This window comes from Pseudomonas sp. R4-15, assembly GCF_055768815.1.
The window spans coordinates 4,209,906-4,233,184 of record NZ_CM147293.1 but is presented as its reverse complement, the minus strand read 5'-3'; the positions used below and the strand labels follow the sequence as shown (position 1 = coordinate 4,233,184).

Below are 23,279 nucleotides of genomic sequence, written 5' to 3'. Positions count from 1 at the left end.
ACTCAGCCCTGGGCGCGGTGGATGTTGGAGAGGTTGCGGTTGGGCTTGGGATTCTTGCGGTAGACCAGGGCGACCTTGCCGATCGACTGAACCAATTCGCAGCTGCCGGCTTCACAGAGGGCTTCGATGATTGCCTTGCGATCCTCACGCTCGGCGATGCGCAGCTGGACCTTGATCAGTTCGTGATCGTTCAATGCACGCTCCAACTCGGCCAGCACGCCTTCGCTCAGGCCGTTTTCCGCCACCGTCAATACAGGCTTCAGGTGGTGGCCGATAGATTTGTACTGTTTCTTCTGTTCCTGGGTAAGCGCCATAATCGTGCCGATGCCCTGCAATGTTGGAAAAACGGCGTAGTTTACCCGAGCCATGCGGGAGCGCCAGCCGATTCGAGAGGTGAGAGTGGCACGTTCCAAGACCAGCAAGCGCTGGCTGAAAGAGCACTTCGACGACCCCTATGTGAAGATGGCCCAGAAAGACGGCTATCGCTCGCGGGCCAGCTACAAGTTGCTCGAGATTCAGGAGAAGGATCGCATCCTGCGCCCCGGCATGACCGTGGTCGACCTGGGGGCAGCCCCCGGGGGCTGGTCGCAGGTCACCAGCCGAGTGATTGGAGATCGGGGTCGCCTGATTGCCTCCGACATTCTGGAGATGGATTCCATTGCCGATGTCACCTTCATTCAGGGCGATTTCACCGAGGACGCGGTGTTCCAGCAGATCCTCGACGCCATTGGAGAAAATCCGGTGGACCTTGTGATTTCCGATATGGCCCCCAATATGAGTGGAGTCAGGACAGCCGATCAGGCGCGCGCGATGTATCTGTGTGAGCTGGCGCTGGATCTTTCCGGGCGGGTATTGCGTCCGGGAGGCGATTTCCTGATCAAGATTTTCCAGGGTGAGGGCTTCGACGCCTATCACAAGCAGGTGCGGGAGATGTTCGAGAAGGTGCAGATGCGCAAGCCGCTGTCCTCCCGGGATCGCTCGCGGGAGCAATATCTGCTGGCCAGGGGATTTAGAGGATAGACTGCCGTTGGAGGCGGTCCAACCTCACAAAGGGTTACAGACGGTGCCTGCGGGTCAGGGGCGTGTGTAGTAACTTAGGCTGCGTTACAGCCGTCACGCGGGTCTTTGCTCCGGCGACGGGCGGCCCCAGAGGATAGCGAATTGAACGATATGGCGAAGAATCTGATCCTGTGGCTGATCATCGCAGCGGTACTGGTTACCGTGATGAACAACTTCTCCAGTCCCAGCGAACCCCAGACCCTCAATTACTCCGAATTCATCTCGCAGGTGAAGGACGGCAGGGTCGAGCGGGTGACCGTGGACGGTTACGTGATCACCGGCCGGCGCACCGATGGTGAACCCTTCAAGACCATCCGTCCGGCGATTCAGGACAGCGGCCTGATCGGTGATCTGATCGATAACAAAGTGGTGATCGAGGGCAAGCAGCCCGAACAGCAGAGCATCTGGACGCAATTGCTGGTCGCCAGCTTCCCGATCCTGGTGATCATCGCGGTGTTCATGTTCTTCATGCGCCAGATGCAGGGCGGCGCCGGTGGGCGCGGCGGGCCAATGAGTTTCGGCAAGTCCAAGGCCAGGCTGCTCTCCGAAGACCAGGTCAAGACCACCTTCGCCGACGTTGCCGGTTGCGACGAGGCCAAGGAAGAGGTCAGCGAGCTGGTCGAGTTCCTGCGCGATCCGGGCAAGTTCCAGCGCCTGGGCGGACGTATTCCCCGTGGCGTGTTGATGGTCGGCTCCCCGGGTACCGGTAAGACGCTGCTGGCCAAAGCCGTTGCGGGTGAGGCCAAGGTGCCGTTCTTCACCATTTCCGGCTCGGACTTCGTCGAGATGTTCGTCGGTGTCGGTGCATCCCGTGTGCGTGACATGTTCGACCAGGCGAAGAAGCACGCTCCGTGCATCATCTTCATCGACGAGATCGACGCCGTTGGTCGCCACCGTGGCGCCGGCATGGGCGGCGGTCATGACGAACGCGAGCAGACCCTCAACCAGTTGCTGGTCGAGATGGACGGTTTCGAGATGAACGATGGCATCATCGTCATCGCCGCGACCAACCGTCCCGACGTACTCGACCCGGCGTTGCTGCGCCCCGGTCGCTTCGATCGCCAGGTCGTGGTGGGTCTGCCGGACATCCGTGGTCGCGAGCAGATTCTCAAAGTGCACATGCGCAAGGTGCCGGTGGGCGATAACGTCGATGCGGCCGTCATCGCCCGTGGCACGCCCGGGTTCTCCGGTGCCGATCTCGCCAACCTGGTCAACGAGGCCTCTCTGTTCGCTGCGCGCGCAGGACGTCGACTGGTCGAAATGCGCGAGTTCGAACTGGCCAAGGACAAGATCATGATGGGCGCCGAGCGCAAGACCATGGTCATGTCCGAGAAAGAGAAGCTCAACACGGCCTATCACGAGGCGGGTCACGCCATCGTGGGTCGCCTGGTGCCTGAGCACGACCCGGTCTACAAGGTCTCGATCATTCCCCGCGGTCGTGCGCTGGGTGTGACCATGTTCCTCCCGGAAGAAGATCGTTACAGCCTGTCCAAGCGCGCGCTGATCAGCCAGATCTGCTCCCTGTTCGGCGGCCGTATCGCCGAAGAGATGACCTTGGGCTTCGAGGGCGTGACCACCGGTGCCTCCAACGACATCATGCGGGCCACGCAGATCGCCCGGAACATGGTGACCAAATGGGGCCTTTCCGAGAAGCTCGGTCCGCTGATGTATGCGGAGGAGGAAGGTGAGGTATTCCTTGGTCGTGGCTCGGGTGGGCAGAACGCCAACATCTCGGGTGAGACGGCGAAGGTCATCGACGAAGAAGTTCGCTCGATCATCGATCAGTGCTACTCCACTGCGAAGCGCCTGCTGACCGAGAATCGTGAGAAGCTCGACATGATGGCCGAGGCTTTGATGAAGTACGAAACGATCGATGCCGATCAAATCGACGACATCATGGCCGGCAAGGTCCCGCGTGAACCCCGTGACTGGGAAGGTGGTGCCGGCTCCAGCACACCGCCCGCTGCGCCGACTTCGGCGGAAGGTGAGCGTCCGCAGACCCCGCCCATTGGTGGCCCGGCAGGCGAACACTGATTCGACATGAACGATCCGCTACACCCGATCCGGCTGCCTTGTGGCAGCCGGATTCTCGTTTTGGACAGGCCCCAGGTGATGGGGATCCTGAACGTCACGCCCGACTCCTTTTCCGATGGCGGTCGCTTCGTCGACCGTGATCAAGCGCTTCGCCATGCGGCGGAGATGGTCGCTGCCGGCGCCAGCTTGATCGATATCGGTGGTGAGTCCACGCGGCCCGGTGCCGCGAGCGTCAGCGTCGCTGAAGAGCTCGATCGCGTGGTGCCGATGGTCGAGGCGATTGCCGCCGAACTCGACGTGATCATTTCGCTGGATACCTCGACGCCCGAGGTGATGCTCGAAGGCGCGCGCGCGGGGGCGGGGCTGATCAACGACGTACGTTCGCTGCAGCGTCCCGGCGCGCTCGCCGCAGCGTCCGAGAGTGGTCTCGCGGTCTGTCTGATGCACATGCTGGGCGAGCCTGGCGACATGCAGGATGACCCGCGCTATGCCGACGTGACGGCTGAGGTTGGCGCGTTCCTGCGGGGGCGCATGGACGCCTGCGAGGCTGCCGGTATCGACCGCGCGCGTATTCTGCTCGATCCGGGATTCGGCTTCGCCAAGACGCTCGAGCACAATCTCGTGTTGTTCCGTCGCATGCCCGAACTGTTCGCCCTGGGACGTCCCTTGCTGGTCGGCGTCTCGCGCAAGAGCATGATCGGTCACACGCTCGGTCGCTCGGTCGATCAGCGCCTGGCTGGCAGTCTCGCGCTGGCGGCCCTTGCGCTGGAAAAGGGCGCGAGTATCCTTCGCGTGCATGACGTCGCGGAGACCGTCGACGTGGTGAAGATGATTACCGCCGTGGAGACGGCGGGCTGCTGACCGAGGAGCGTCGCATGCAGAGAAAGTATTTCGGCACCGATGGCATTCGGGGTCGCGTGGGACAGTTCCCGATCACGCCCGAGTTCATGTTGCGCCTGGGGTGGGCGGCGGGCATGGCATTCCGCAAGCAGGGCCGCTGCCGCATTCTGGTCGGCAAGGACACGCGCATCTCCGGCTATATGTTCGAATCTGCGCTGGAGGCGGGTCTCGCCTCCGCCGGTGCCGATGTAATGCTGCTAGGCCCTATGCCTACCCCGGGGATCGCCTATCTGACGCGCACCTTCCATGCTGAGGCGGGCATCGTCATCAGTGCGTCGCATAACCCTCATCATGACAACGGCATCAAGTTCTTCTCCGGCCAGGGCACCAAGCTGCCGGACGAGATCGAATTGATGATCGAGGAATTGATCGACTCGCCCATGGCGGTGGTGGAGTCCGAGCGTATCGGCAAGGCATCGCGCGTCAACGATGCCGCCGGTCGCTACATCGAGTTCTGCAAGAGTTGTGTGCCGAATGGCACCGAGTTCGAGAATCTACGCCTGGTAATCGACTGCGCGCATGGCGCGACCTATAAGGTGGCGCCGAACGTGTTCCGCGAGCTGGGCGCCGAGGTCACTTCGCTGGCGGTGCATCCGGATGGGTTGAACATCAACGACCGTTGCGGTTCGACCCACGTCGAATCCCTGCGGGCTGCGGTGATCGCCCAGCATGCGGACCTGGGGATCGCCTTCGATGGCGACGGTGATCGTGTCTTGATGGTCGACCATACGGGCGCGGTGGTGGACGGTGACGAACTGTTGTTCATCATCGCCCGTGATTTGCACGAGCGGGGCAAGCTGCAGGGTGGGGTCGTCGGTACGCTGATGAGCAACCTCGGCCTGGAGCTGGCGCTCAAGGATCTGGGCGTGCCCTTCGTGCGCGCCAAGGTCGGCGATCGCTACGTGATCGCCGAGCTGCTCGAGCGCGGTTGGCAGCTCGGTGGGGAGAACTCCGGGCATATCGTCTGCGGCCAGTTCGTCACCACGGGCGACGCGATCGTCGCCGCGTTGCAAGTGCTTCTGGCCCTGCGCCGTCGCGGACAGACCTTGGCCGAGGCGCGGCGCGGGCTGCGTAAGTTGCCGCAGGTGCTGGTCAATGTGCGTTTCTCCGGGGCCAGCGACCCGGTGGCCGATCCGCAGATCGTCGCCGCTTGCGAGCGCGTGACCGAGCTGATGGCGGGGCGCGGGCGCGTGTTATTGCGCAAGTCCGGTACCGAGCCGTTGGTTCGTGTGATGGTCGAAGGCGAGGACGAAGCCCAGGTGCGTCGCCATGCCGACGACCTCGCCGAGCTCGTTAAGAAGGTATGTGCTTGATTCGCTTGCGAGTCTCGAAACCTTTGGGTAACATCTGCGCCCACTTTGATCGACGAGGTCAGGCATGCGTCGTCCCCTGGTAGCCGGTAACTGGAAGATGCACGGCACCCGCTCTGCGGTGGATGCCCTGGTTGCCCAGTTGGCTGCGATGGAAGTCGCCCCGGCTATCGATGTTGCGGTTCTGCCGCCGTCTCTGTACCTGGAACGTGTGGTTTCGGTATTGGGCGGTTCCAAGGTTGCGGTAGGTGGGCAGAATTGCGCCCATGAGGCCTGGCAGGGTGCGTTGACCGGTGAGGTCTCCGCGGCACAGTTGGCTGATGTGGGCTGTCGTATGGTGTTGGTCGGGCACTCCGAACGTCGCCAGTTGTTCGGCGAAACGGATGCACTGATCAGTCGCAAGTTCATCGCCGCTCAGTCCTGCGGTCTCGTGCCGATTCTTTGCGTTGGTGAGTCGCTGGAGCAGCGGCAGGCTGGCAAGACACTGGACGTGGTGTCGGAACAGTTGGGCAACGTGATCCATGAGTTGGGGATCGGTGCCTTCGCCCAGGCGGTCATCGCCTACGAGCCGGTTTGGGCAATCGGCACCGGGTTGACGGCAACGCCGGCCCAGGCGCAAGCGGTGCATGCGGAGATTCGCGCGCAGCTGGCGTCGGAAAACGCCCAGGTGGCTGCAGGTATTCGCCTGCTCTACGGTGGTAGCGTGAAGGCGGGGAATGCCGCCGAGTTGTTCGAAATGCAGGATATCGATGGGGGGCTGATTGGTGGTGCCTCCCTGAATGCGGACGAGTTCGGTGCGATCTGTCGTGCCGCAGGAAAAGATTGAGATGCTGGAAACTGTCGTGATCGTTGTGCATCTGCTGGTGGCGCTGGGCCTGGTTGGCCTGGTTCTGTTGCAGCAGGGCAAGGGCGCCGATGCCGGCGCTTCGTTTGGTTCGGGTGCTTCGGCAACCGTCTTCGGAAGCCAAGGTTCCTCTACCTTTCTGAGTCGGTTTACTGCTATACTCGCCACGGTTTTTTTCTTGAGCAGCTTGGGTTTAGCGTTCTTTGCTAAAGAAAAAGCTGATCAGTTGAGTGGGGTAGGTCTGCCGGCTCCGGCAGCCGTAGAAACCCAGCAGGCTCCGGCAGCGTCCGATGACGTTCCGGTGCTCGAAGAGCAAAAGGCTCCGGCGAGCCAGGGCGATGTGCCCGCGGCGCCGACGGGGCAGTAAAGAGTTGTGCCGAGGTGGTGGAATTGGTAGACACGCTACCTTGAGGTGGTAGTGGCCATAGGCTGTAGGGGTTCGAGTCCCCTCCTCGGTACCATTTTTCAAAGGCCCGCTGAATAGCGGGCTTGTTTTTTCCGGCTCTGCCGCTTCGGTTGACCGGAAGAGACCCAGGCCTTATAATTTTTGGCCAGTTTTGACGCGGGGTGGAGCAGTCTGGTAGCTCGTCGGGCTCATAACCCGAAGGTCGTTGGTTCAAATCCAGCCCCCGCAACCAGTTGTAGAGGAGCCCCTGTTCAGGGGCTTTTTATTAGGGTCCGATTGTTCCGGTTTCTCAGTCCGGCGACGCGGTCCCGAGGGTTCGAATGGCTACGTGCGTTGCGTAGTCGCTCCACAGGCACGGAGCGTGACCATTTGAGCCGGACTTGCCGCCGACCAGGCGGACTCTAGGGATGGGCGTTTCGCCCATTTTTTATTTGCAGCGACATAAGAAGGGGCTCCAGGTGTCGAGCAAGCTAGAACAGTTGCAGGCCATGTTGGCCCCGGTCGTCGAATCTCTCGGCTACCAGTGCTGGGGGGTCGAATTCATTTCCCAGGGGCGTCATTCGCTGCTGCGGGTCTACATCGATCATGCCAACGGCATCCTGATCGACGATTGCGAGAAGGTCAGCCGCCAGGTCAGTGCGGTGCTGGACGTCGAGGATCCGATCACCAGCGAATACACGCTGGAGGTTTCTTCGCCAGGCATGGATCGGCCGCTGTTTACCCTCGAGCAGTTCGCCGCACACACTGGTGAGCAGGTGAAGATCCGGTTGCGCACGCCCTTCGAAGGGCGGCGCAATTTCCAAGGTCTGCTGCGCGGGGTAGAAGAACAGGATGTGGTGGTGCTCGCCGATGAGCACGAGTTTCTGTTGCCGATCGACGCGATCGAAAAGGCCAACATCATCCCCCGTTTTGATTAAAGACGCGGATCCAATGGATTGCGAAAGGCGAGGCGTACGATGAGCAAAGAAGTACTGCTGGTTGTTGAGTCGGTATCCAACGAGAAAGGCGTGCCGGCCGAAGTAATTTTTGAAGCGTTGGAAGTAGCGCTGGCTACGGCTACCAAGAAGCGTTATGAGGACGAAGTCGATCTGCGCGTATCGATCGATCGTCACAGCGGCAACTACGAGAGTTTCCGCCGCTGGACCGTGGTGGCCGACGAGGATTTCCAGAACCCCTCTGCGGAGCTGACTCCCGAGGACATCGAGGAGCGTGGCCTGGAAGCGCAGGTCGGTGATGTCATCGAGGAAAAGATCGAATCCATCGAGTTCGGTCGTATCGCTGCGCAGACCGCCAAGCAGGTCATCGTGCAGAAGGTCCGCGAAGCGGAGCGTGCGCAGGTGGTGGATGCCTACCGCGAGCGCCTGGGCGACATCATCTCCGGCACCGTGAAAAAGGTCTCCCGCGACAGCGTCATCGTCGACCTGGGCAACAATGCCGAGGCCCTGTTGGCTCGCGAGGACATCATTCCCCGCGAAACCTTCCGCGTCGGCGCCCGTGTACGTGCGCTGCTCAAGGAAATTCGCACCGAGAACCGCGGTCCGCAGTTGATCCTTTCGCGCACCGCGCCGGAAATGATCATCGAATTGTTCCGTATCGAGGTGCCGGAGATCGCCGAAGGTCTCATCGAGATCAAGGCGGCTGCTCGCGATCCGGGTTCGCGCGCCAAGATCGGCGTGCGCTCCAAGGACAAGCGCATCGACCCGCAGGGTGCCTGCATCGGCATGCGCGGTTCGCGCGTGCAGGCGGTTTCCGGTGAGCTGGGTGGCGAGCGCGTCGACATCGTCCTGTGGGACGACAACCCGGCGCAGTTCGTCATCAATGCCATGGCACCGGCTGAGGTCGCGGCGATCATCGTCGACGAAGACGCCCACGCCATGGATATCGCGGTCGCTGAGGACAACCTTGCGCAGGCCATTGGCCGCGGCGGCCAGAACGTCCGCCTGGCCAGTCAACTGACTGGCTGGACGCTGAACGTGATGACCGAGGCCGATATCCAGGCCAAGCAGCAGGCCGAGACTGGAGACATCCTGCAGTCCTTCGTCGATGAACTCGATGTCGACGAGGAACTGGCTCAGGTGCTGGTCGAAGAGGGCTTCACCACCCTCGAGGAAATCGCCTACGTGCCCATGGAGGAGATGCTCGGCATCGACGGATTCGACGAGGACATCGTCAACGAACTGCGCTCGCGCGCCAAGGATCGCCTGTTGACCCGGGCGATCGCCAACGAAGAAAAGCTGGCCGAAATACAGCCGGCCGAAGACCTGCTGTCGCTCGACGGCATGCAGGAAGAGCTGGCTCTCGAGCTGGCACGCCGCGGTGTCGTCACCCGCGAAGATTTGGCAGAGCAGTCCATCGACGATCTGCTCGACATCGACGGCATGGATGAAGAGCGTGCCGGCAAGCTGATCATGGCCGCCCGAGCCCACTGGTTCGAATAAGCATTGCGGCCTGAGGAGAGAGATGCATGACGCAAGTCACGGTGAAAGAACTGGCCCAAGTGGTCGACACACCGGTCGAGCGCCTGCTTCAGCAGATGCGTGAAGCAGGCCTGTCGCACACCAGCGCCGAACAAGTAGTGACCGATACTGAGAAGCAGACCCTGCTGGGTCATCTCAAGCGCAGCCACGGCGACAAGGTGGTGGAAGAACCGCGCAAGATTACCCTGCAGCGCAAGACCACCACGACCCTGCGCGTGGCGGGCAGCAAGACCATCAGCGTCGAAGTGCGCAAGAAGAAGACCTACGTCAAGCGTAGCCCGGCGGAGATCGAAGCCGAGCAGCAGCGCGAGCAGGAAGCGGCCCGTGCCGCCGAGGAAGCCGCGCGCGCCAAGGCCGAGGAAGAATCCCGTCAGCGTGCCGAGGAAGAGGCTCGTCGCGAGGCTCAGGCGCGCAAGGCCGCCGAAGATGCAGCCCTGGCTGCCGCGGTGAGCGCGCCGGCTGCGGAGCCCACTCCGGGGGCGCCTGTCGTGGAAGTGCGCAAGAAGGAAGAGCCGCGTCGCGTGGAGAAAGCCCGCAGCGACGACGACGAACGCCGCGAGCGCAAGAACGCGCAGCATCGTCCCACGCTCAAGGACAAGGCGCCCTCGGTGCGTGTCGGTCCGCGTAGCTCGGACGACGACAGCGAAGGTTTCTCCCGCCGTGGTGGTCGTGGCAAGACCCGCCTCAACAGGAAGCGCAGTAACCAGCACGGCTTCCAGAGCCCGAGCGGCCCGGTGGTGCGCGAAGTGAACATCGGCGAGACCATCACCGTGGCCGAGCTGGCCGCGCAGATGTCGGTCAAAGGCGCCGAAGTGGTCAAGTTCATGTTCAAGATGGGCACGCCGGTGACCATCAACCAGGTGCTCGACCGCGAAACCGCTCAGCTGATCGCTGAAGAGCTCGGCCACAAGGTCAAGCTGATCAACGAGAACAGCCTGGAAGACCAACTGGCCGAATCCCTCAAGTTCGAGGGCGTGGCGAGCTCCCGTGCGCCGGTGGTGACCGTCATGGGCCACGTCGACCACGGCAAGACCTCGTTGCTCGACTACATCCGTCGCGCCAAGGTCGCAGCGGGCGAGGCCGGCGGTATCACCCAGCACATCGGTGCCTACCACGTCGAAACCGACCGTGGCATGGTCACCTTCCTGGATACCCCCGGTCACGCCGCATTCACACAGATGCGTGCCCGTGGTGCCCAGGCGACCGACATCGTCATCCTCGTGGTGGCGGCGGACGACGGCGTCATGCCGCAGACCGAGGAAGCCGTGCAGCACGCCAAGGCGGCCGGTGTACCGATCGTCGTCGCGGTGAACAAGATCGACAAGCCCGATGCCGATCCGGATCGGGTGAAGAACGAGCTGGCACAGCGTGACGTGATCCCCGAGGACTGGGGTGGCGACACCCAGTTCGTCCACGTTTCGGCCAAGGCCGGCACCGGTATCGACGAATTGCTCGAAGCGGTGCTGCTGCAGGCAGAAGTGCTCGAACTCACCGCGACTCCGGATGCTCCCGGCCGTGGCGTGGTCATCGAGTCGCGGCTGGACAAGGGCCGTGGCCCGGTGGCTACCGTGCTGGTGCAGAACGGTACCCTGCGTCAGGGCGACATGGTCCTGGCCGGCGTCAACTTCGGCCGCGTGCGGGCGATGCTCGATGAGAACGGCAAACCGGTTAAAGAAGCCGGCCCGTCGATCCCGGTCGAGATCCTTGGCCTGGACGGTACCCCGGAAGCCGGCGACGAGCTGACCGTGGTCGCCGACGAGAAGAAGGCGCGCGAGATCGCGCTGTTCCGCCAGGGCAAGTTCCGCGAGGTCAAGCTGGCTCGCCAGCAGTCCGCCAAGCTCGAAAATATCTTCGAGAACATGGGGCAGGACGAGAAGAAGACCCTCAACATCGTGCTCAAGTCCGATGTTCGTGGCTCGCTGGAAGCCCTGCAGGGTGCGCTGTCCGATCTGGGCAACGACGAAGTGCAGGTGCGCGTGGTCGGTGGCGGTGTCGGTGGTATCACCGAGAGCGACGCCAACCTGGCGCTGGCTTCCAACGCCGTGCTGTTCGGCTTCAACGTGCGTGCCGATGCCGGTGCGCGCAAGATCGTCGAGCAGGAAGGTCTGGACCTGCGCTACTACAACGTCATCTACGACATCATCGAGGACGTCAAGAAGGCGCTCACCGGTATGCTCGGCAGCGACGTTCGCGAGAACATCCTGGGCATCGCCGAAGTGCGTGACGTGTTCCGTTCGCCGAAGTTCGGCGCGGTCGCGGGCTGCATGGTGGTCGAGGGTATCGTTCACCGCAACCGCCCGATCCGCGTACTGCGCGACGACGTGGTGATCTTCGAAGGCGAACTGGAATCCCTGCGTCGCTTCAAGGACGACGTCGCCGAAGTTCGCTCCGGCATGGAGTGCGGTATCGGCGTGAAGAGCTACAACGACGTCAAGGTCGGCGACAAGATCGAAGTCTTCGAGAAGGTCGAAGTGGCGCGCTCGCTGTAACCTGACAGCGGCAAGCCTCGAGCGGCAAGCTTCACGGGTTCCCCGTGAGGCTTGCCGTTTGACTTTGTGCAACGCTCTTTTTTCGACGCTGCGAAGCGCAGCGTGAGGCAATCGAAATGGCCAAAGACTACAGTCGGACCCAACGTATTGGCGACCAGATGCAGCGTGAACTGGCGTTGCTGGTTCAGCGCGAGATCAAGGACCCGCGCCTGGGCATGGTGACCATCACCGCGGTGGATGTCAGCCGCGATCTGTCCCATGCCAAGGTGTTCTTCACCGTGCTGGGCAAGGAAGACAACGCCGATGACCTGGCACTGAACCTGGAAATCCTCAAGGACTCCGCCGGTTTCCTGCGCCAGCAACTGGGGCGCGCGATGAAGTTGCGTACCGTGCCGGCCCTCGGTTTCTGCTACGACGCCAGCGTGCGCCGCGGCGCCGAACTCTCGGCACTGATCGAGCGCGCCGTGGCGGAAGATCGCAAGCACCACGAGGAGTGACGGGTTGGCTCAGGTGAAACGCGTGCGCCGCGCTGTCGACGGCGTCCTGGTGCTGGACAAGCCTTATGGCATGAGTTCCAACGCGGCCTTGCAGAAGGTGCGCTGGCTGCTCAATGCAGAGAAAGCGGGGCACACTGGCAGTCTCGATCCTTTGGCCACCGGTGTGTTGCCGTTGTGCTTCGGCGAGTCGACCAAGTTCTCCCAGTACTTGCTGGATGCCGACAAGGGCTATGAGACCGTCGCCCAGTTGGGGGTTACCACCAGCACCGCCGATGCCGAGGGCGAAGTGCTCGAACGGCGTCCGGTGAGTTGCGACGAGGTCGCCATCGAGGCGGCCCTGGTGCCGCTGCGGGGCGCCATCGAGCAGGTGCCGCCGATGTATTCGGCGCTGAAGAAGGACGGCCAGCCGCTGTACAAGCTGGCTCGCGCCGGAGAAGTGGTGGAGCGCCAGCCGCGTTCTGTTACTATTACGCGCCTCGAGTTGCTCGAGCGGATGGACGACCGGGTACGCCTGGCCGTCGCTTGCAGTAAGGGAACCTACGTACGCACCCTGGTCGAGGACTTCGGTCGTGCGCTGGGCTGCGGGGCGCACGTCGCTGAATTGCGACGCACCCAGGCGGGTCCCTACCGGCTGGAGCAGGTGGTAAGCCTGGAAGCACTCGAAGCAGCGCACGCCGAAGGCGGCGCGCAGGCGTTGGATGCCTTCCTGTTGCCGGTGGACAGTGCGTTGGAGCACTGGCCACTGCTGCAGTTGTCCGAGCACAGCGCCTATTATTGGCTGCATGGTCAGCCGGTTCGTGCACCCGATGCGCCGCATTTCGGCCTGGTGCGGGTGCAGGATGCGGCAGGACGCTTCATCGGCATCGGTGAAGTGAGCGAAGATGGGCGCATAGCGCCCAAACGATTGATTCGTTCGGCCCAGTAGGGGCGGACAACGATTTCGTCGCGTGAAGCGGCGAAGCGAGGGTGGCTGTCGACAGGCACGGTCACGCCTCTTTTCATGACACGGGAAGCGATTCCCGGCCTGTTCCACTTAGGAGCCCTAATCATGGCACTGAGCGTTGAAGAAAAAGCCCAGATCGTAAACGACTACAAGCAGGCTGAAGGTGACACCGGTTCTCCGGAAGTGCAGGTTGCCCTGCTGACCTTCAACATCAACAAGCTGCAGGATCACTTCAAGGCCAACGGCAAGGACCACCACAGCCGTCGCGGTCTGATCCGCATGGTCAACCAGCGCCGCAAGCTGCTGGATTACCTGAAGGGTAAGGACACCACTCGCTACAGCGCGCTGATCGGTCGTCTGGGCCTGCGTCGCTAAGACGCTGCCAAGCTGGAAGCCAGAAGCTGGAAGCCCGAAGTGGAGAGAGCGGTTCGAATGCCGCGCTTTCCGCTTCGGGCTTTCGGCTTTTGCCTTTCTCGCGGAGGTGAAACGGGTCCGACTCCCGGCGCCGCCGCCGATTTCCCCAAGGCAACAAAGAGAAGGAAAACACCGTGAATCCGGTAACCAAGCAATTCCAGTTCGGTCAATCGACCGTGACCCTGGAAACCGGGCGCATCGCCCGCCAGGCCTCCGGCGCCGTGCTGGTCAGCATGGACAACGTGACCGTACTGGTCACCGTCGTCGCCGCCAAATCCGCAGACCCGAGCAAGGGCTTCTTCCCGCTCTCCGTGCACTACCAGGAGAAGACCTACGCTGCCGGCAAGATCCCGGGTGGCTTCTTCAAGCGTGAGGGCCGCCCCTCCGAGAAGGAAACCCTGACCTCGCGTCTGATCGACCGTCCGATCCGTCCGCTGTTCGCCGAAGGCTTCCTCAACGAAGTGCAGGTCATCTGCACCGTGCTGTCGACCGACAAGAAGACCGATCCGGACATCGCTGCGATGATCGGTACTTCCGCCGCTCTGGCCGTCTCCGGCGTGCCGTTCAGTGGCCCGATCGGCGCTGCCCGCGTCGGTTACCACGAAGAAACCGGCTACCTGCTCAACCCGACCTACGAACAGCTCAAGGCCTCGCGCCTGGACATGGTCGTCGCCGGTACCGAAGACGCCGTGCTGATGGTCGAATCGGAAGCCCAGGAGCTGACCGAAGACCAGATGCTGGGCGCCGTGCTTTACGCCCACGAAGAATTCCAGTCGGTCATCGCCGCTGTTAAGGAATTCGCCGCAGAAGCGGGCAAGCCGGCCTGGAACTGGCAGGCTCCGGCGGAAAACACCGCGCTGCTGTCGGCCATCAAGGCCGAGTTCGGCGCTGCCGTGTCCGAGGCCTACACCATCACCATCAAGCAGGATCGCTACGCGCGCCTGGACGAGCTGCGTGAGCAGATCGTCGCCCGCTTCGCCGGTGAAGAAGAAGGCCAGCCCTCGGTCGGTGAGGTCAAGGACCTCTTCGGCGAGCTGGAATACCGCACCGTTCGCCAGAACATCGTCGACGGCAAGCCGCGCATCGACGGTCGCGACACCCGCACCGTGCGTCCGCTGAAAGTGGAAGTCGGCGTACTGCCGAAAACCCACGGTTCGGCGCTGTTCACCCGTGGCGAAACCCAGGCCCTGGTCGTGGCCACCCTCGGCACCGCGCGTGACGCTCAGCTGCTCGACACCCTCGAGGGCGAGAAGAAAGATCCGTTCATGCTGCACTACAACTTCCCGCCCTACTCGGTGGGTGAGTGCGGTCGCATGGGCAGCGCCGGTCGCCGCGAAATCGGTCACGGCCGCCTGGCCCGTCGTGGTGTCTCCGCCATGCTGCCGAAGGGCGACGAGTTCCCCTACACCATTCGTGTGGTGTCGGAGATCACCGAGTCCAACGGTTCCTCCTCGATGGCTTCGGTCTGCGGTGCCTCGCTGGCGCTGATGGACGCCGGTGTGCCGATGAAGGCGCCGGTGGCCGGTATCGCCATGGGTCTGGTCAAGGAAGGCGAGAAGTTCGCCGTCCTGACCGACATTCTCGGTGACGAAGACCACCTGGGCGACATGGACTTCAAAGTGGCCGGTACCGCCAAGGGCGTCACCGCGCTGCAGATGGACATCAAGATCAACGGCATCACCGAAGAGATCATGGAGATCGCGCTGAACCAGGCTCTGGAAGCGCGTCTGAACATCCTCGGCCAGATGAACCAGGTCATCGCCCAGTCGCGCAGCGAGCTCTCCGAGAACGCACCGACCATGATTGCCATGAAGATCGACTCGGACAAGATCCGCGACGTCATCGGCAAGGGTGGCGCCACCATCCGTTCGATCTGCGAAGAGACCAAGGCCTCCATCGACATCGAAGACGATGGCAGCGTGAAGATCTTCGGCGAGACCAAGGATGCGGCCGAGGCTGCCAAGCAGCGCGTGCTGGCGATCACCGCCGAAGCCGAGATCGGCAAGATCTACGTTGGCAAGGTCGAGCGCATCGTCGACTTCGGTGCCTTCGTCAACATCCTGCCGGGCAAGGACGGTCTGGTGCACATCTCGCAGATCAGCGACCAGCGCATCGAGAAAGTCACCGACGTCCTCAAGGAAGGCGAGGAAGTGAAGGTGCTGGTATTGGACGTGGACAACCGCGGTCGTATCAAGCTGTCGATCAAGGACGTCGCTGCGGCGGAAGCCAGCGGCGCCTGATCCCGCCTGTGTCAGGAGAAAGGGCCCTTCGGGGCCCTTTTTTCGTTCCCAACGTATGCAAATTGCAAGGTGCCGTTTCGCGGTCTTTTGCAATCTGCAATTACCAATCTTTCGTTTGAATTTTTAAGCCATTGTTTTTATTGGATATTTTATTTATCTCAAGCTGGCATGGTCACTGCAACGGAGAACTTTGAAGCTGCAGACTGGATCAAAGCTTCCGTGGTCAACAAAACAGGAGAGACCTCATGAAACCGACCTTTGCCAAGTGGACCCTTGCTGCCATCACCGCCTCTGCACTGAGCCTGCCGCTGGCCGGCACCGCCTTCGCCGATGTGCACGCCGCTCCGGGCCAGTCGATGATGCTGGCGGCCAACGAAACGGTCGAAGACGCCAAGGACGCCGTTTCCGACACCTGGATCACCAGCAAGGTCAAGGCCAGCTTCCTGGCCGACGACGCCATCAGCGGCCTGGACATCAAGGTTGAAACCAACGAGGGCGTGGTTAGCCTCAGCGGTGTGGTGCCCAGCGATGCCGAGCGTGACCTGGCGGTCTCCAAGGCTCGCGAGATCAAAGGTGTGCGTGACGTTGCGGCGGACGGCCTGAAGTCCACCGAGTGATCTTCGTGCATTGAAGACCTTCCGCGAACCCCGCCTGATGGCGGGGTTCGTTCGTTCTGCCGTGGGAAAAGTGCCGGGCATGGAGCTGGATTGCCCTTAGGAAGCCTCCGTTGTGGATGCAAGCCTTTGCCGGAGGCGGATCTTTTCGCCATCATTCGTGGTTTGGAAGACGCCCCTCGGGGAGTGACGACATGCAGGACACGGCGCCCAAGGTCGGGACGCAACGCAGGCAGCCGCCGGCGGACATCGACGAACTCATCGCATGCCACGAGTGCGATCTGCTGATGCGCAAGCCGCGGCTGAAATTCGGCGAAAGTGCTCGCTGTCCGCGTTGCGGCTATGTCCTCTATCGTCTGCGCCGGCGCTGGTACGTGCACAGCCTGGCGCTGGTGCTGACCGCGCTGGTGCTGTTCTTTCCGGCCAACTTTCTGCCGATCATGCGCCTGTCGCTGCTCGGTCTGACCAGCGACGACACCCTTTGGTCGAGCGTGCTGGGCCTGTATCGGGCCGGCATGCCCGAAGTCGCGGTGGTGGTGTTTCTCTGCAGCATGGGCATACCGTTCCTTAAGCTGCTCTGCCAACTGCTGGTGCTGTTGTCCATCGGCCTGCGCCGGGGGCGCAGCTATGGCCTGCTGCTGTATCGCATCTATCACCAACTGCGGGACTGGGGGATGCTCGAGGTGTACATGCTCGGCATTCTGGTGGCGATCACCAAGCTGGGTGACATCGCCGAGCTGAGCCTAGGCATGGGTTTGCTCTGCTTCGTCTCATTGTTGCTGGTGCAGGTCTGGCTGGAAGTGGTGATGTCCGAGCATCAGGTCTGGGCGGCGCTGTCCGGGGAGGACGAACATGCGCGCCACTGAAGCGGGGCTGGTGCTCTGTCACGAGTGCCATCAATTGCAGCCCTGGCAGGGTGAGGTGAAGCAGCATTGCCTGCGCTGCGGCGCACGTGTGCACCTGCGGCGACCGAACAGCCTGGTGCGAACCTGGGCGCTGCTGCTGACGGCGGCGATTCTCTACCTGCCGGCCAACCTGCTGCCGATCATGACGGTCAGCCAGTTGGGGCAGGGCACGCCATCGACCATCATGTCGGGCGTCGTCGAGCTGGCCGTGCATGGCATGCTACCGATCGCCCTGCTGGTGTTCGTCGCCAGTATCGTGGTGCCCAGCCTGAAACTCGTCGGCATCGCCTGGCTGCTGATCTCGGTGCAGCGGCGTCAGCGTCTCTCCACCCGCCAGCGGGTGCTGATGTACCGTTTCATCGAATGGATCGGGCGCTGGTCGATGCTCGATATCTTCGTCATCGCCATCCTCGTGGCGGTGGTCAACTTTGGCAGCCTTTCCCGGGTCGAAGCCGGGTGGGGCGCTGTGGCGTTCGCCAGCGTCGTGATTCTCACCATGCTGGCAGCCATTACCTTCGATCCCAGGCTGATCTGGGACAGCACGGAAGAACAACCCAATGACAGATGAAGTGCCCGAAGCCCGCGTGCGTCCGGCGTCAAATTGGTCCGCAGTGTGGGTCCTGCCGCTGATCGCGTTGCTCATCGGCGGCTGGCTGGCCTGGCGCGCCTACGAGGGCGCCGGCGTCGAGATCCAGGTCCGTTTCGAGAGTGGCGATGGCATCGAGGTCGGTAGAACCGAGGTGATGTTCAAGGGCATGACGATCGGCAAGGTCGTGGACATGGCCCTCGAGGACACCGACCAGCGCGGTGGCGTGCTGGTGACCCTGGAAATGAACAAGGACGCCGAGGCCTTCCGCCGCAAGGGCACGCGCTTCTGGTTGGTGAAGCCGAACGTCAGTCTGGCCGGCATCAGTGGCCTGGAGACCCTGGTCTCGGGCAACTACATCGGGGCTTTTCCGGGGCACGGTGAGGCGCAGACGCAGTTCACCGCGCTGTCCGAACCGCCGCCGCTGCCCGACAGCGTGCCGGGCCTGCACCTGACCCTGCATGCCGAGCGGCTTGGCTCGCTGGATCGCGACAGCCCGGTGTTCTACCGGCAGATCCAGGTCGGGCGAGTGAAAAGCTACGCGCTGGCCGAAGACCAGCACACCATCGATATCAAGATCTACATCCAGCCGGCCTACGCCGATCTGGTGCGCAAGCACACGCGCTTCTGGAACGCCAGCGGCGTGTCGATCGATGCCAGCCTGTCGGGGGTGAAGATTCGCAGCGAATCGCTGTCCTCCCTGGTCGCGGGCGGTATCGCCTTCGCCACGCCGGAGAACCGCGAGGACAGTCCGCCACCGGACGCCGGCCAGGAGTACCGCCTCTACGAAGACTACGATGCCGCCCAGGCCGGACTACGGATCAACCTGGCGCTCAGCGATTTCGACGGCTTGCAGCCGGGCCGCACGCCGGTGATGTACAAGGGGCTGCAGGTGGGCACGCTGCAGAAGCTGAAGGTGGACGAGGACCTGCGTGGCGCCCGTGCGGAGTTGACCATCGACCCGCTGATGGAGGAGTACCTGGTCAAGGGGACCGACTTCTGGGTGGTACGCCCGTCGATCTCGCTGGCCGGCATCACCGGCCTGGAAGCCCTGGTCAAGGGTAACTACATCGCCGTGCGCCCCGGCGAGAAAGGCTCCGAGAGCAGTCGCGATTTCATCGCGCGTATCAAGGCGCCGCCGCTCGACCTGGGTGCGCCTGGGCTGCACATGGTGCTGGTCGCCGACGGTCTCGGCTCGCTGGATATCGGCAGCCCGGTACTCTACCGCCAGGTCAAGGTCGGTAGCGTGCAGAGCTACCAGTTCGCCCGTGACAACCGACGGGTGTTGATCGGCGTGCATATCGAACCCAACTACGCGCATTTGGTGAACAGTTCGTCGCGCTTCTGGAATGCCAGCGGCATTCGTGTGACTGGCGGCCTCTCCGGGCTGGACGTGCAGAGCGAGTCGCTGCAGAGCCTGCTTTCCGGCGGTGTGGCCTTCGATACCCCGGACCTGCAGGCACCACGTGAGAAGCGCATTCCCAGCTACGACCTGTACAGCGATCGCGATGCGGCCTTGCGCAGCGGCACCCCCATCGAGATTCGCCTGGTCGACGGCGAGGGCCTGCAGCCTGGCACGGCGATACGCTACAAGGGCATGGAGGTCGGTCAGATCGACAGTCTTGCCCTGGCCGACGACCTGTCCACGGTGATCGCCCGTGGTCATCTCGACGTCGCCGAGCAGCGACTGGCGCGGGAGGGCACGCAGTTCTGGGTGGTCAAGCCGGAGCTTGGACTGGTGCGTACCGAGAACCTGCAGACGCTGGTCAGCGGCCGCTACCTGGCGGTGCGCCCCGGCCAGGAGAATGCGCCGCGTCGTACGTCTTTCAATGCCCTCGACGAGGCACCGGGCGCGGAGCAGAGCGAAGCGGGCCTGCGCCTGACCCTCAGCGCCGCGCGCCTGGGATCGCTGAAGGCCGGCGTGCCGGTGTCCTATCGCGAGGTGAAGGTCGGCAAGGTCCTCGGGACGCGCCTCGGCCCGACGGCCGACCGGGTGTTGATCGACGTACTGATCGAGCCGCGCTACGCCGTGCTGGTACACACCGGCAGCCGCTTCTGGAACGCCAGTGGTTTCGGGTTCGACTTCGGTCTGATCAGCGGTGCCTCGGTGCGCACCGAATCCATGGAGGCGCTGCTCGAGGGCGGTGTCGCCTTTGCCACGCCGGACGGGGAGGCGATGGGGCGTCAGGCGCTGGCCGGGCAGACCTTCGCGCTGTTCGACGAGGCCAACGAGGAATGGCTGCAGTGGGCGCCGAAGATTCCCATCAAGTAGCCGCTATGCCTGCTCGCTGAGCTCGCGCATGCGCGCGAGCACGGCATTCAGGCCGTTGCTGCGCGAAGGACTGAGCTGGCGGGAAAGTCCCAGCTCGGAGAACCAGGCCGGCAGATCCAGCGCTTCCAGTTGCGCCGCCGACACGCCGTTGACGCGTGCCAGCAGGAGCGCCAGCAAGCCTCTCAGCAGACGCGCGTCGCTATCGGCGAAGAAGTGCCAGTGCTCGCCATCACGGCGCCCGGCCAGCCAGACCGCGCTGGCGCAGCCCTGTACCCGGTGCTGCTCGTCGCGCAGTGCCTCGGGAAAGGCTTCCAGGCGTTCCCCCCACTGCATTAGCAGGCGTGCGCGAGCCTCCCAGCCGGCGGCCTGGGTGAAACGTTCCAGGGCTTCCTGGGCGGCACTGGGCAGGTTCAACGGAGAATCTCCAGGGCGCCTTCCAGGGCCTCGAAGAAACGCGCCAGGTCCGTCTCGTCGTTGTACAGCGCGAGGGACACGCGCAGCGCGCCCGGTAGGCCGAGGCGTGCGTAGAGCGGCATCGCGCAATGCCGGCCGGCGCGCACGGCAATGCCCTGCTCGCCAAGCAATTGCGCCAGGTCGTCGTGGTGCACGCCGTCGACGTGCAGGCTGGCCAGGCAGGCGCCGGGCTCGCCGAGCAGGCGCGCGCCGTCGATGCGCGCCAGACCCTGGCGCAGCAACTGCAGCAGGGCGGCTTCATGGGCGGCCACCTGCTGGGCGTCGAGGCGGTGCAGATAGGCGAGGGTGGCGCCCAGGCCGATCACCGAGGCGATCGCCGGGGTGCCGGCCTCGAAGCCCATCGGCGCGGCGTGGAAGCGCGCCTGGGTGAAGTCGCAGTGCTCCACCATCTCGCCGCCGAATTGCCAGTGGCGCAGCCGGGCGAGGGCCTCGCGACGGCCATAGAGCACGCCGAGGCCTTCCGGTCCGTAGAGCTTGTGGCTGGAGAACACGTAGAAGTCACAATCCAGTGCGCGTAAGTCATGGCGTCCATGGACGATGCCCTGGGCGCCATCCACCACGCTCAGCGCACCGTGTTGGCGGGCCAGGGCGATGAGTTCGCGCAGGGGTTGCCAGGTGCCGAGCACGTTGGACAGCTGGGTGACCGCGAGCAGGCGGGTGCGCGGGCCGATCAGTTCGGCGGCGGCCTGCAGGTCGACGACGCCTTGGGCATCCAGCGGCAGCACCAGCAGGCGTGCCTCGCGGCGAGCGGCGAGCTGCTGCCAGGGCAGCAGGTTGGCGTGGTGCTCGGCGGCACTGATGACGATCTCGTCACCGGCGCGCAGGTCTGCCTCCAGACCGTAGGCCAGCAGGTTGAAGGCTTCGGTGGCGCCATGGGTGAAGACGATCTCGTCGACGTCGACGTTGAGCCAGACGGCGAGTTGCTCGCGGGTGCCCTCGAAGGCGCGGGTGGCGCGCTCGGCCGGCGCGTGCTGGGCGCGGTGCACGTTGGCGGCGCCGCTGGTGAAATAACCGTAGACGCGGTCGAGCAGCGCCTGCGGCTTCTGCGCGGTGGCGGCGCTGTCCAGGTAGACCTGGCCCTGCGCCTCGAGCGCGGAGATCGCCGGGAAGTCCTGGCGCCAGGGAGATTGCAGCATGCTAGGTCCCGGGTTCGCGGGCGCCCTGGAGCGGGCGCCCGGGCCATCGCAGGTTAGTTGTGCGCGTGCAGCGACTCGTTCAGCTCGACCGCGGTCTTGTTGGTCTTGCACTCGACCGCGCCGGTCTGCGAGTTGCGGCGGAACAGCAGGTCGGGCTGGCCGGCCAGGTCACGCGCCTTGACCACGTTCACCAGTTGGTTGGCCTCGTCGAGCAGGGCGACCTTGGTGCCGGCAGTGATGTACAGGCCGGCCTCGACGATGTTGCGATCGCCCAGCGGGATGCCGATGCCGGCGTTGGCGCCGATCAGGCAGCCTTCGCCCACCGAGATGACGATGTTGCCGCCACCGGAAAGGGTTCCCATGGTCGAGCAGCCGCCACCGAGGTCGGAGCCTTTGCCGACGAACACGCCGGCGGAGACGCGGCCTTCGATCATCCCCGGACCTTCGGTGCCGGCGTTGAAGTTGACGAAGCCCTCGTGCATCACCGTGGTGCCTTCGCCGATGTAGGCGCCCAGGCGTACGCGGGCGCTGTCGGCGATGCGCACGCCGCTCGGCACCACGTAGTCGGTCATCTTGGGAAACTTGTCGATGGACTGCACGTCGAGGGTCTTGCCGATCAGGCGGCGCTCGAGCTGGCGCTCGGCGAGTTCGTCGAGGTCCACCGCGCCCTGGTTGGTCCAGGCGACGTTGGGCAGCAGGGCGAAGATGCCGGAGAGGTTCACGCCATGGGGCTTGACCAGGCGATGCGAGAGCAGGTGCAGCTTGAGGTAGGCCTCGGGAGTAGTGGACGGCGCGGCGTCTTCGGCGAGCACGGTGGCGACCAGCGGGTTGGAGCTTTCCGCCAGGCGGGTCAGCAGTGCGCTCTGCGCGGTGTCGATGGTGCGCATCGCGTTGGCCAGCTCGCGAGCCTGGGCCGGAGTGAACGGGATGGTCTGGTTGCCGCCCTGGTATTCCAGGATGGGGGCCACGGCCTCGACCAGCTCGCTGGCCGGAGTGGTCAGCGGTTGTGCATAGAAGACTTCCAGCCAGGCGCCTTTGCGGTTCTGGCTGCCGACGCCGAAGGCTAGGCTGAACAGGGATTGGGACATGTACGCTACCTCGAATCGAATAGGTTCGGTCAGGCCGGACGGCGGCAGGGCGACTGGCCCGGCCCCGCGCTGCCCAGCAGCACGGCAAGACCACGGTTGGACGTTGCACCGTCGCGGCGGCTGGCGAGCGCTCGGACGGAAATCTGGATCACTTCGCTACGCTGCATGCGCCTTGCCGTCAGGCCAGGGCGGCCGCGTACTGGTCCGGCTTGAAGCCGACCAGGCTGCGCTCGCCCAGCTCCAGCACCGGGCGCTTGATCATCGACGGTTGGGCGAGCATCAGGTCGATGGCCTTGTTCTGGTCCAGGTCGGCCTTCTGTGCGTCGTCCAGCTTGCGGAAAGTGGTGCCGGCGCGGTTGAGCACGACCTGCCAGCCGTGTTCGTCGCACCAACGCTGCAGGTGAGCACGGTCGATGCCCTGGCTCTTGTAGTCATGGAAGGCGTAGGCCACGCCATGCTCGTCGAGCCAGGTGCGGGCCTTCTTCATGGTGTCGCAGGCCTTGATGCCGTAGAGGGTGTGGGTCATCGTTACCGTCTTCGTGTCTTGCGCGAGTCGTCTTCTGTCAGTCCGGTGAATTATGCCACGACCTG

Annotated in this window: 23 protein-coding genes and 2 tRNA genes; 19 read left to right on the top strand and 6 right to left on the bottom strand. The window is 63.6% G+C overall.

The genetic code is table 11. The features are described from left to right. Window positions 1–2 precede the first annotated feature (2 nt). Entirely contained in the window at window positions 3–314 is a 312-nt protein-coding gene (gene yhbY / locus ACYRGX_RS20405; RefSeq protein ID WP_473056742.1) for a ribosome assembly RNA-binding protein YhbY, read from the bottom strand. A gap of 85 nt (window positions 315–399) precedes the next feature. Between yhbY and rlmE the strand changes: the two genes are divergently transcribed. The 19 genes from rlmE to ACYRGX_RS20310 all read left to right on the top strand — a co-directional run bounded on the left by rlmE (window position 400) and on the right by ACYRGX_RS20310 (window position 19,990). Continuing rightward, complete coding sequence (gene rlmE / locus ACYRGX_RS20400; RefSeq protein ID WP_473054247.1) at window positions 400–1,020, top strand: 23S rRNA (uridine(2552)-2'-O)-methyltransferase RlmE; 621 nt, start codon at window positions 400–402, stop codon at window positions 1,018–1,020. A gap of 150 nt (window positions 1,021–1,170) precedes the next feature. Continuing rightward, entirely contained in the window at window positions 1,171–3,093 is a 1,923-nt protein-coding gene (gene ftsH / locus ACYRGX_RS20395; protein WP_473056741.1) for an ATP-dependent zinc metalloprotease FtsH, read from the top strand. Window positions 3,094–3,099: 6 nt separating this feature from the next. Then, the gene (folP, locus tag ACYRGX_RS20390; protein WP_473054246.1) at window positions 3,100–3,954 is read left to right on the top strand and encodes a dihydropteroate synthase; all 855 of its coding nucleotides are present in this window, start codon (window positions 3,100–3,102) and stop codon (window positions 3,952–3,954) included. Between the two features lie 14 nt (window positions 3,955–3,968). After that, on the top strand, window positions 3,969–5,306 hold the full coding sequence (gene glmM, locus ACYRGX_RS20385) for a phosphoglucosamine mutase (protein WP_473054245.1): 1,338 nt from the start codon (window positions 3,969–3,971) through the stop codon (window positions 5,304–5,306). 64 nt (window positions 5,307–5,370) lie between these two features. Continuing rightward, on the top strand, window positions 5,371–6,129 hold the full coding sequence (gene tpiA / locus ACYRGX_RS20380) for a triose-phosphate isomerase (protein ID WP_473054244.1): 759 nt from the start codon (window positions 5,371–5,373) through the stop codon (window positions 6,127–6,129). A gap of 1 nt (window position 6,130) precedes the next feature. Then, window positions 6,131–6,514, top strand: coding sequence for a preprotein translocase subunit SecG (gene secG / locus ACYRGX_RS20375; RefSeq protein WP_473054243.1), 384 nt, complete (start codon window positions 6,131–6,133; stop codon window positions 6,512–6,514). A gap of 8 nt (window positions 6,515–6,522) precedes the next feature. After that, window positions 6,523–6,608, top strand: a tRNA-Leu gene (locus ACYRGX_RS20370). A gap of 100 nt (window positions 6,609–6,708) precedes the next feature. After that, window positions 6,709–6,785 (top strand) — tRNA-Met (locus ACYRGX_RS20365). Window positions 6,786–7,011: 226 nt separating this feature from the next. Continuing rightward, window positions 7,012–7,470, top strand: a complete 459-nt coding sequence (rimP, locus tag ACYRGX_RS20360; RefSeq protein ID WP_473056740.1) for a ribosome maturation factor RimP — start codon at window positions 7,012–7,014, stop codon at window positions 7,468–7,470. A 39-nt stretch (window positions 7,471–7,509) separates the two neighbouring features. Beyond that, window positions 7,510–8,991 carry a transcription termination factor NusA gene (gene nusA / locus ACYRGX_RS20355; protein ID WP_473054242.1) on the top strand — a complete coding sequence of 494 codons (1,482 nt, stop codon included), beginning with the start codon at window positions 7,510–7,512 and terminating at the stop codon, window positions 8,989–8,991. 26 nt (window positions 8,992–9,017) lie between these two features. Then, entirely contained in the window at window positions 9,018–11,519 is a 2,502-nt protein-coding gene (gene infB, locus ACYRGX_RS20350; protein ID WP_473054241.1) for a translation initiation factor IF-2, read from the top strand. Between the two features lie 116 nt (window positions 11,520–11,635). Next, window positions 11,636–12,016 (top strand): 30S ribosome-binding factor RbfA, encoded by a 381-nt coding sequence (gene rbfA / locus ACYRGX_RS20345; protein WP_473054240.1) that lies wholly within the window; start codon window positions 11,636–11,638, stop codon window positions 12,014–12,016. 4 nt (window positions 12,017–12,020) lie between these two features. Beyond that, window positions 12,021–12,941, top strand: coding sequence for a tRNA pseudouridine(55) synthase TruB (truB, locus tag ACYRGX_RS20340; RefSeq protein WP_473054239.1), 921 nt, complete (start codon window positions 12,021–12,023; stop codon window positions 12,939–12,941). A 123-nt stretch (window positions 12,942–13,064) separates the two neighbouring features. Then, window positions 13,065–13,334, top strand: coding sequence for a 30S ribosomal protein S15 (rpsO, locus tag ACYRGX_RS20335; protein ID WP_473054238.1), 270 nt, complete (start codon window positions 13,065–13,067; stop codon window positions 13,332–13,334). Between the two features lie 173 nt (window positions 13,335–13,507). After that, window positions 13,508–15,613 (top strand): polyribonucleotide nucleotidyltransferase, encoded by a 2,106-nt coding sequence (gene pnp, locus ACYRGX_RS20330; protein WP_473054237.1) that lies wholly within the window; start codon window positions 13,508–13,510, stop codon window positions 15,611–15,613. A 245-nt stretch (window positions 15,614–15,858) separates the two neighbouring features. Further along, window positions 15,859–16,230, top strand: a complete 372-nt coding sequence (locus tag ACYRGX_RS20325; RefSeq protein ID WP_473054236.1) for a BON domain-containing protein — start codon at window positions 15,859–15,861, stop codon at window positions 16,228–16,230. Between the two features lie 191 nt (window positions 16,231–16,421). Then, on the top strand, window positions 16,422–17,093 hold the full coding sequence (locus ACYRGX_RS20320) for a paraquat-inducible protein A (protein ID WP_473054235.1): 672 nt from the start codon (window positions 16,422–16,424) through the stop codon (window positions 17,091–17,093). Further along, complete coding sequence (locus ACYRGX_RS20315) at window positions 17,080–17,700, top strand: paraquat-inducible protein A (RefSeq protein WP_473054234.1); 621 nt, start codon at window positions 17,080–17,082, stop codon at window positions 17,698–17,700. Before ACYRGX_RS20320 ends, ACYRGX_RS20315 begins: the two co-directional genes overlap by 14 nt. After that, a complete protein-coding gene (locus ACYRGX_RS20310) occupies window positions 17,690–19,990 on the top strand; it encodes a PqiB family protein (RefSeq protein ID WP_473054233.1) in 2,301 nt (766 codons plus the stop codon). Before ACYRGX_RS20315 ends, ACYRGX_RS20310 begins: the two co-directional genes overlap by 11 nt. A gap of 3 nt (window positions 19,991–19,993) precedes the next feature. On the opposite strand, the gene ACYRGX_RS20305 is transcribed toward ACYRGX_RS20310, so the two are convergent. The 5 genes from ACYRGX_RS20305 to ACYRGX_RS20285 are packed head-to-tail and all read right to left on the bottom strand — an operon-like array spanning window position 19,994 to window position 23,214. Beyond that, window positions 19,994–20,404 carry a SufE family protein gene (locus tag ACYRGX_RS20305; RefSeq protein ID WP_473054232.1) on the bottom strand — a complete coding sequence of 137 codons (411 nt, stop codon included), beginning with the start codon at window positions 20,402–20,404 and terminating at the stop codon, window positions 19,994–19,996. After that, the gene (locus tag ACYRGX_RS20300; protein ID WP_473054231.1) at window positions 20,401–21,600 is read right to left on the bottom strand and encodes an aminotransferase class V-fold PLP-dependent enzyme; all 1,200 of its coding nucleotides are present in this window, start codon (window positions 21,598–21,600) and stop codon (window positions 20,401–20,403) included. The genes ACYRGX_RS20305 and ACYRGX_RS20300 overlap by 4 nt, the downstream gene beginning before the upstream one ends. Window positions 21,601–21,653: 53 nt before the next feature. Further along, window positions 21,654–22,688 (bottom strand): 2,3,4,5-tetrahydropyridine-2,6-dicarboxylate N-succinyltransferase, encoded by a 1,035-nt coding sequence (gene dapD / locus ACYRGX_RS20295; RefSeq protein WP_473054230.1) that lies wholly within the window; start codon window positions 22,686–22,688, stop codon window positions 21,654–21,656. A gap of 29 nt (window positions 22,689–22,717) precedes the next feature. Beyond that, a complete protein-coding gene (locus tag ACYRGX_RS20290) occupies window positions 22,718–22,855 on the bottom strand; it encodes a hypothetical protein (RefSeq protein ID WP_473054229.1) in 138 nt (45 codons plus the stop codon). Between the two features lie 11 nt (window positions 22,856–22,866). Further along, window positions 22,867–23,214, bottom strand: a complete 348-nt coding sequence (locus tag ACYRGX_RS20285) for an ArsC family reductase (protein WP_473054228.1) — start codon at window positions 23,212–23,214, stop codon at window positions 22,867–22,869. Window positions 23,215–23,279: the final 65 nt, after the last annotated feature.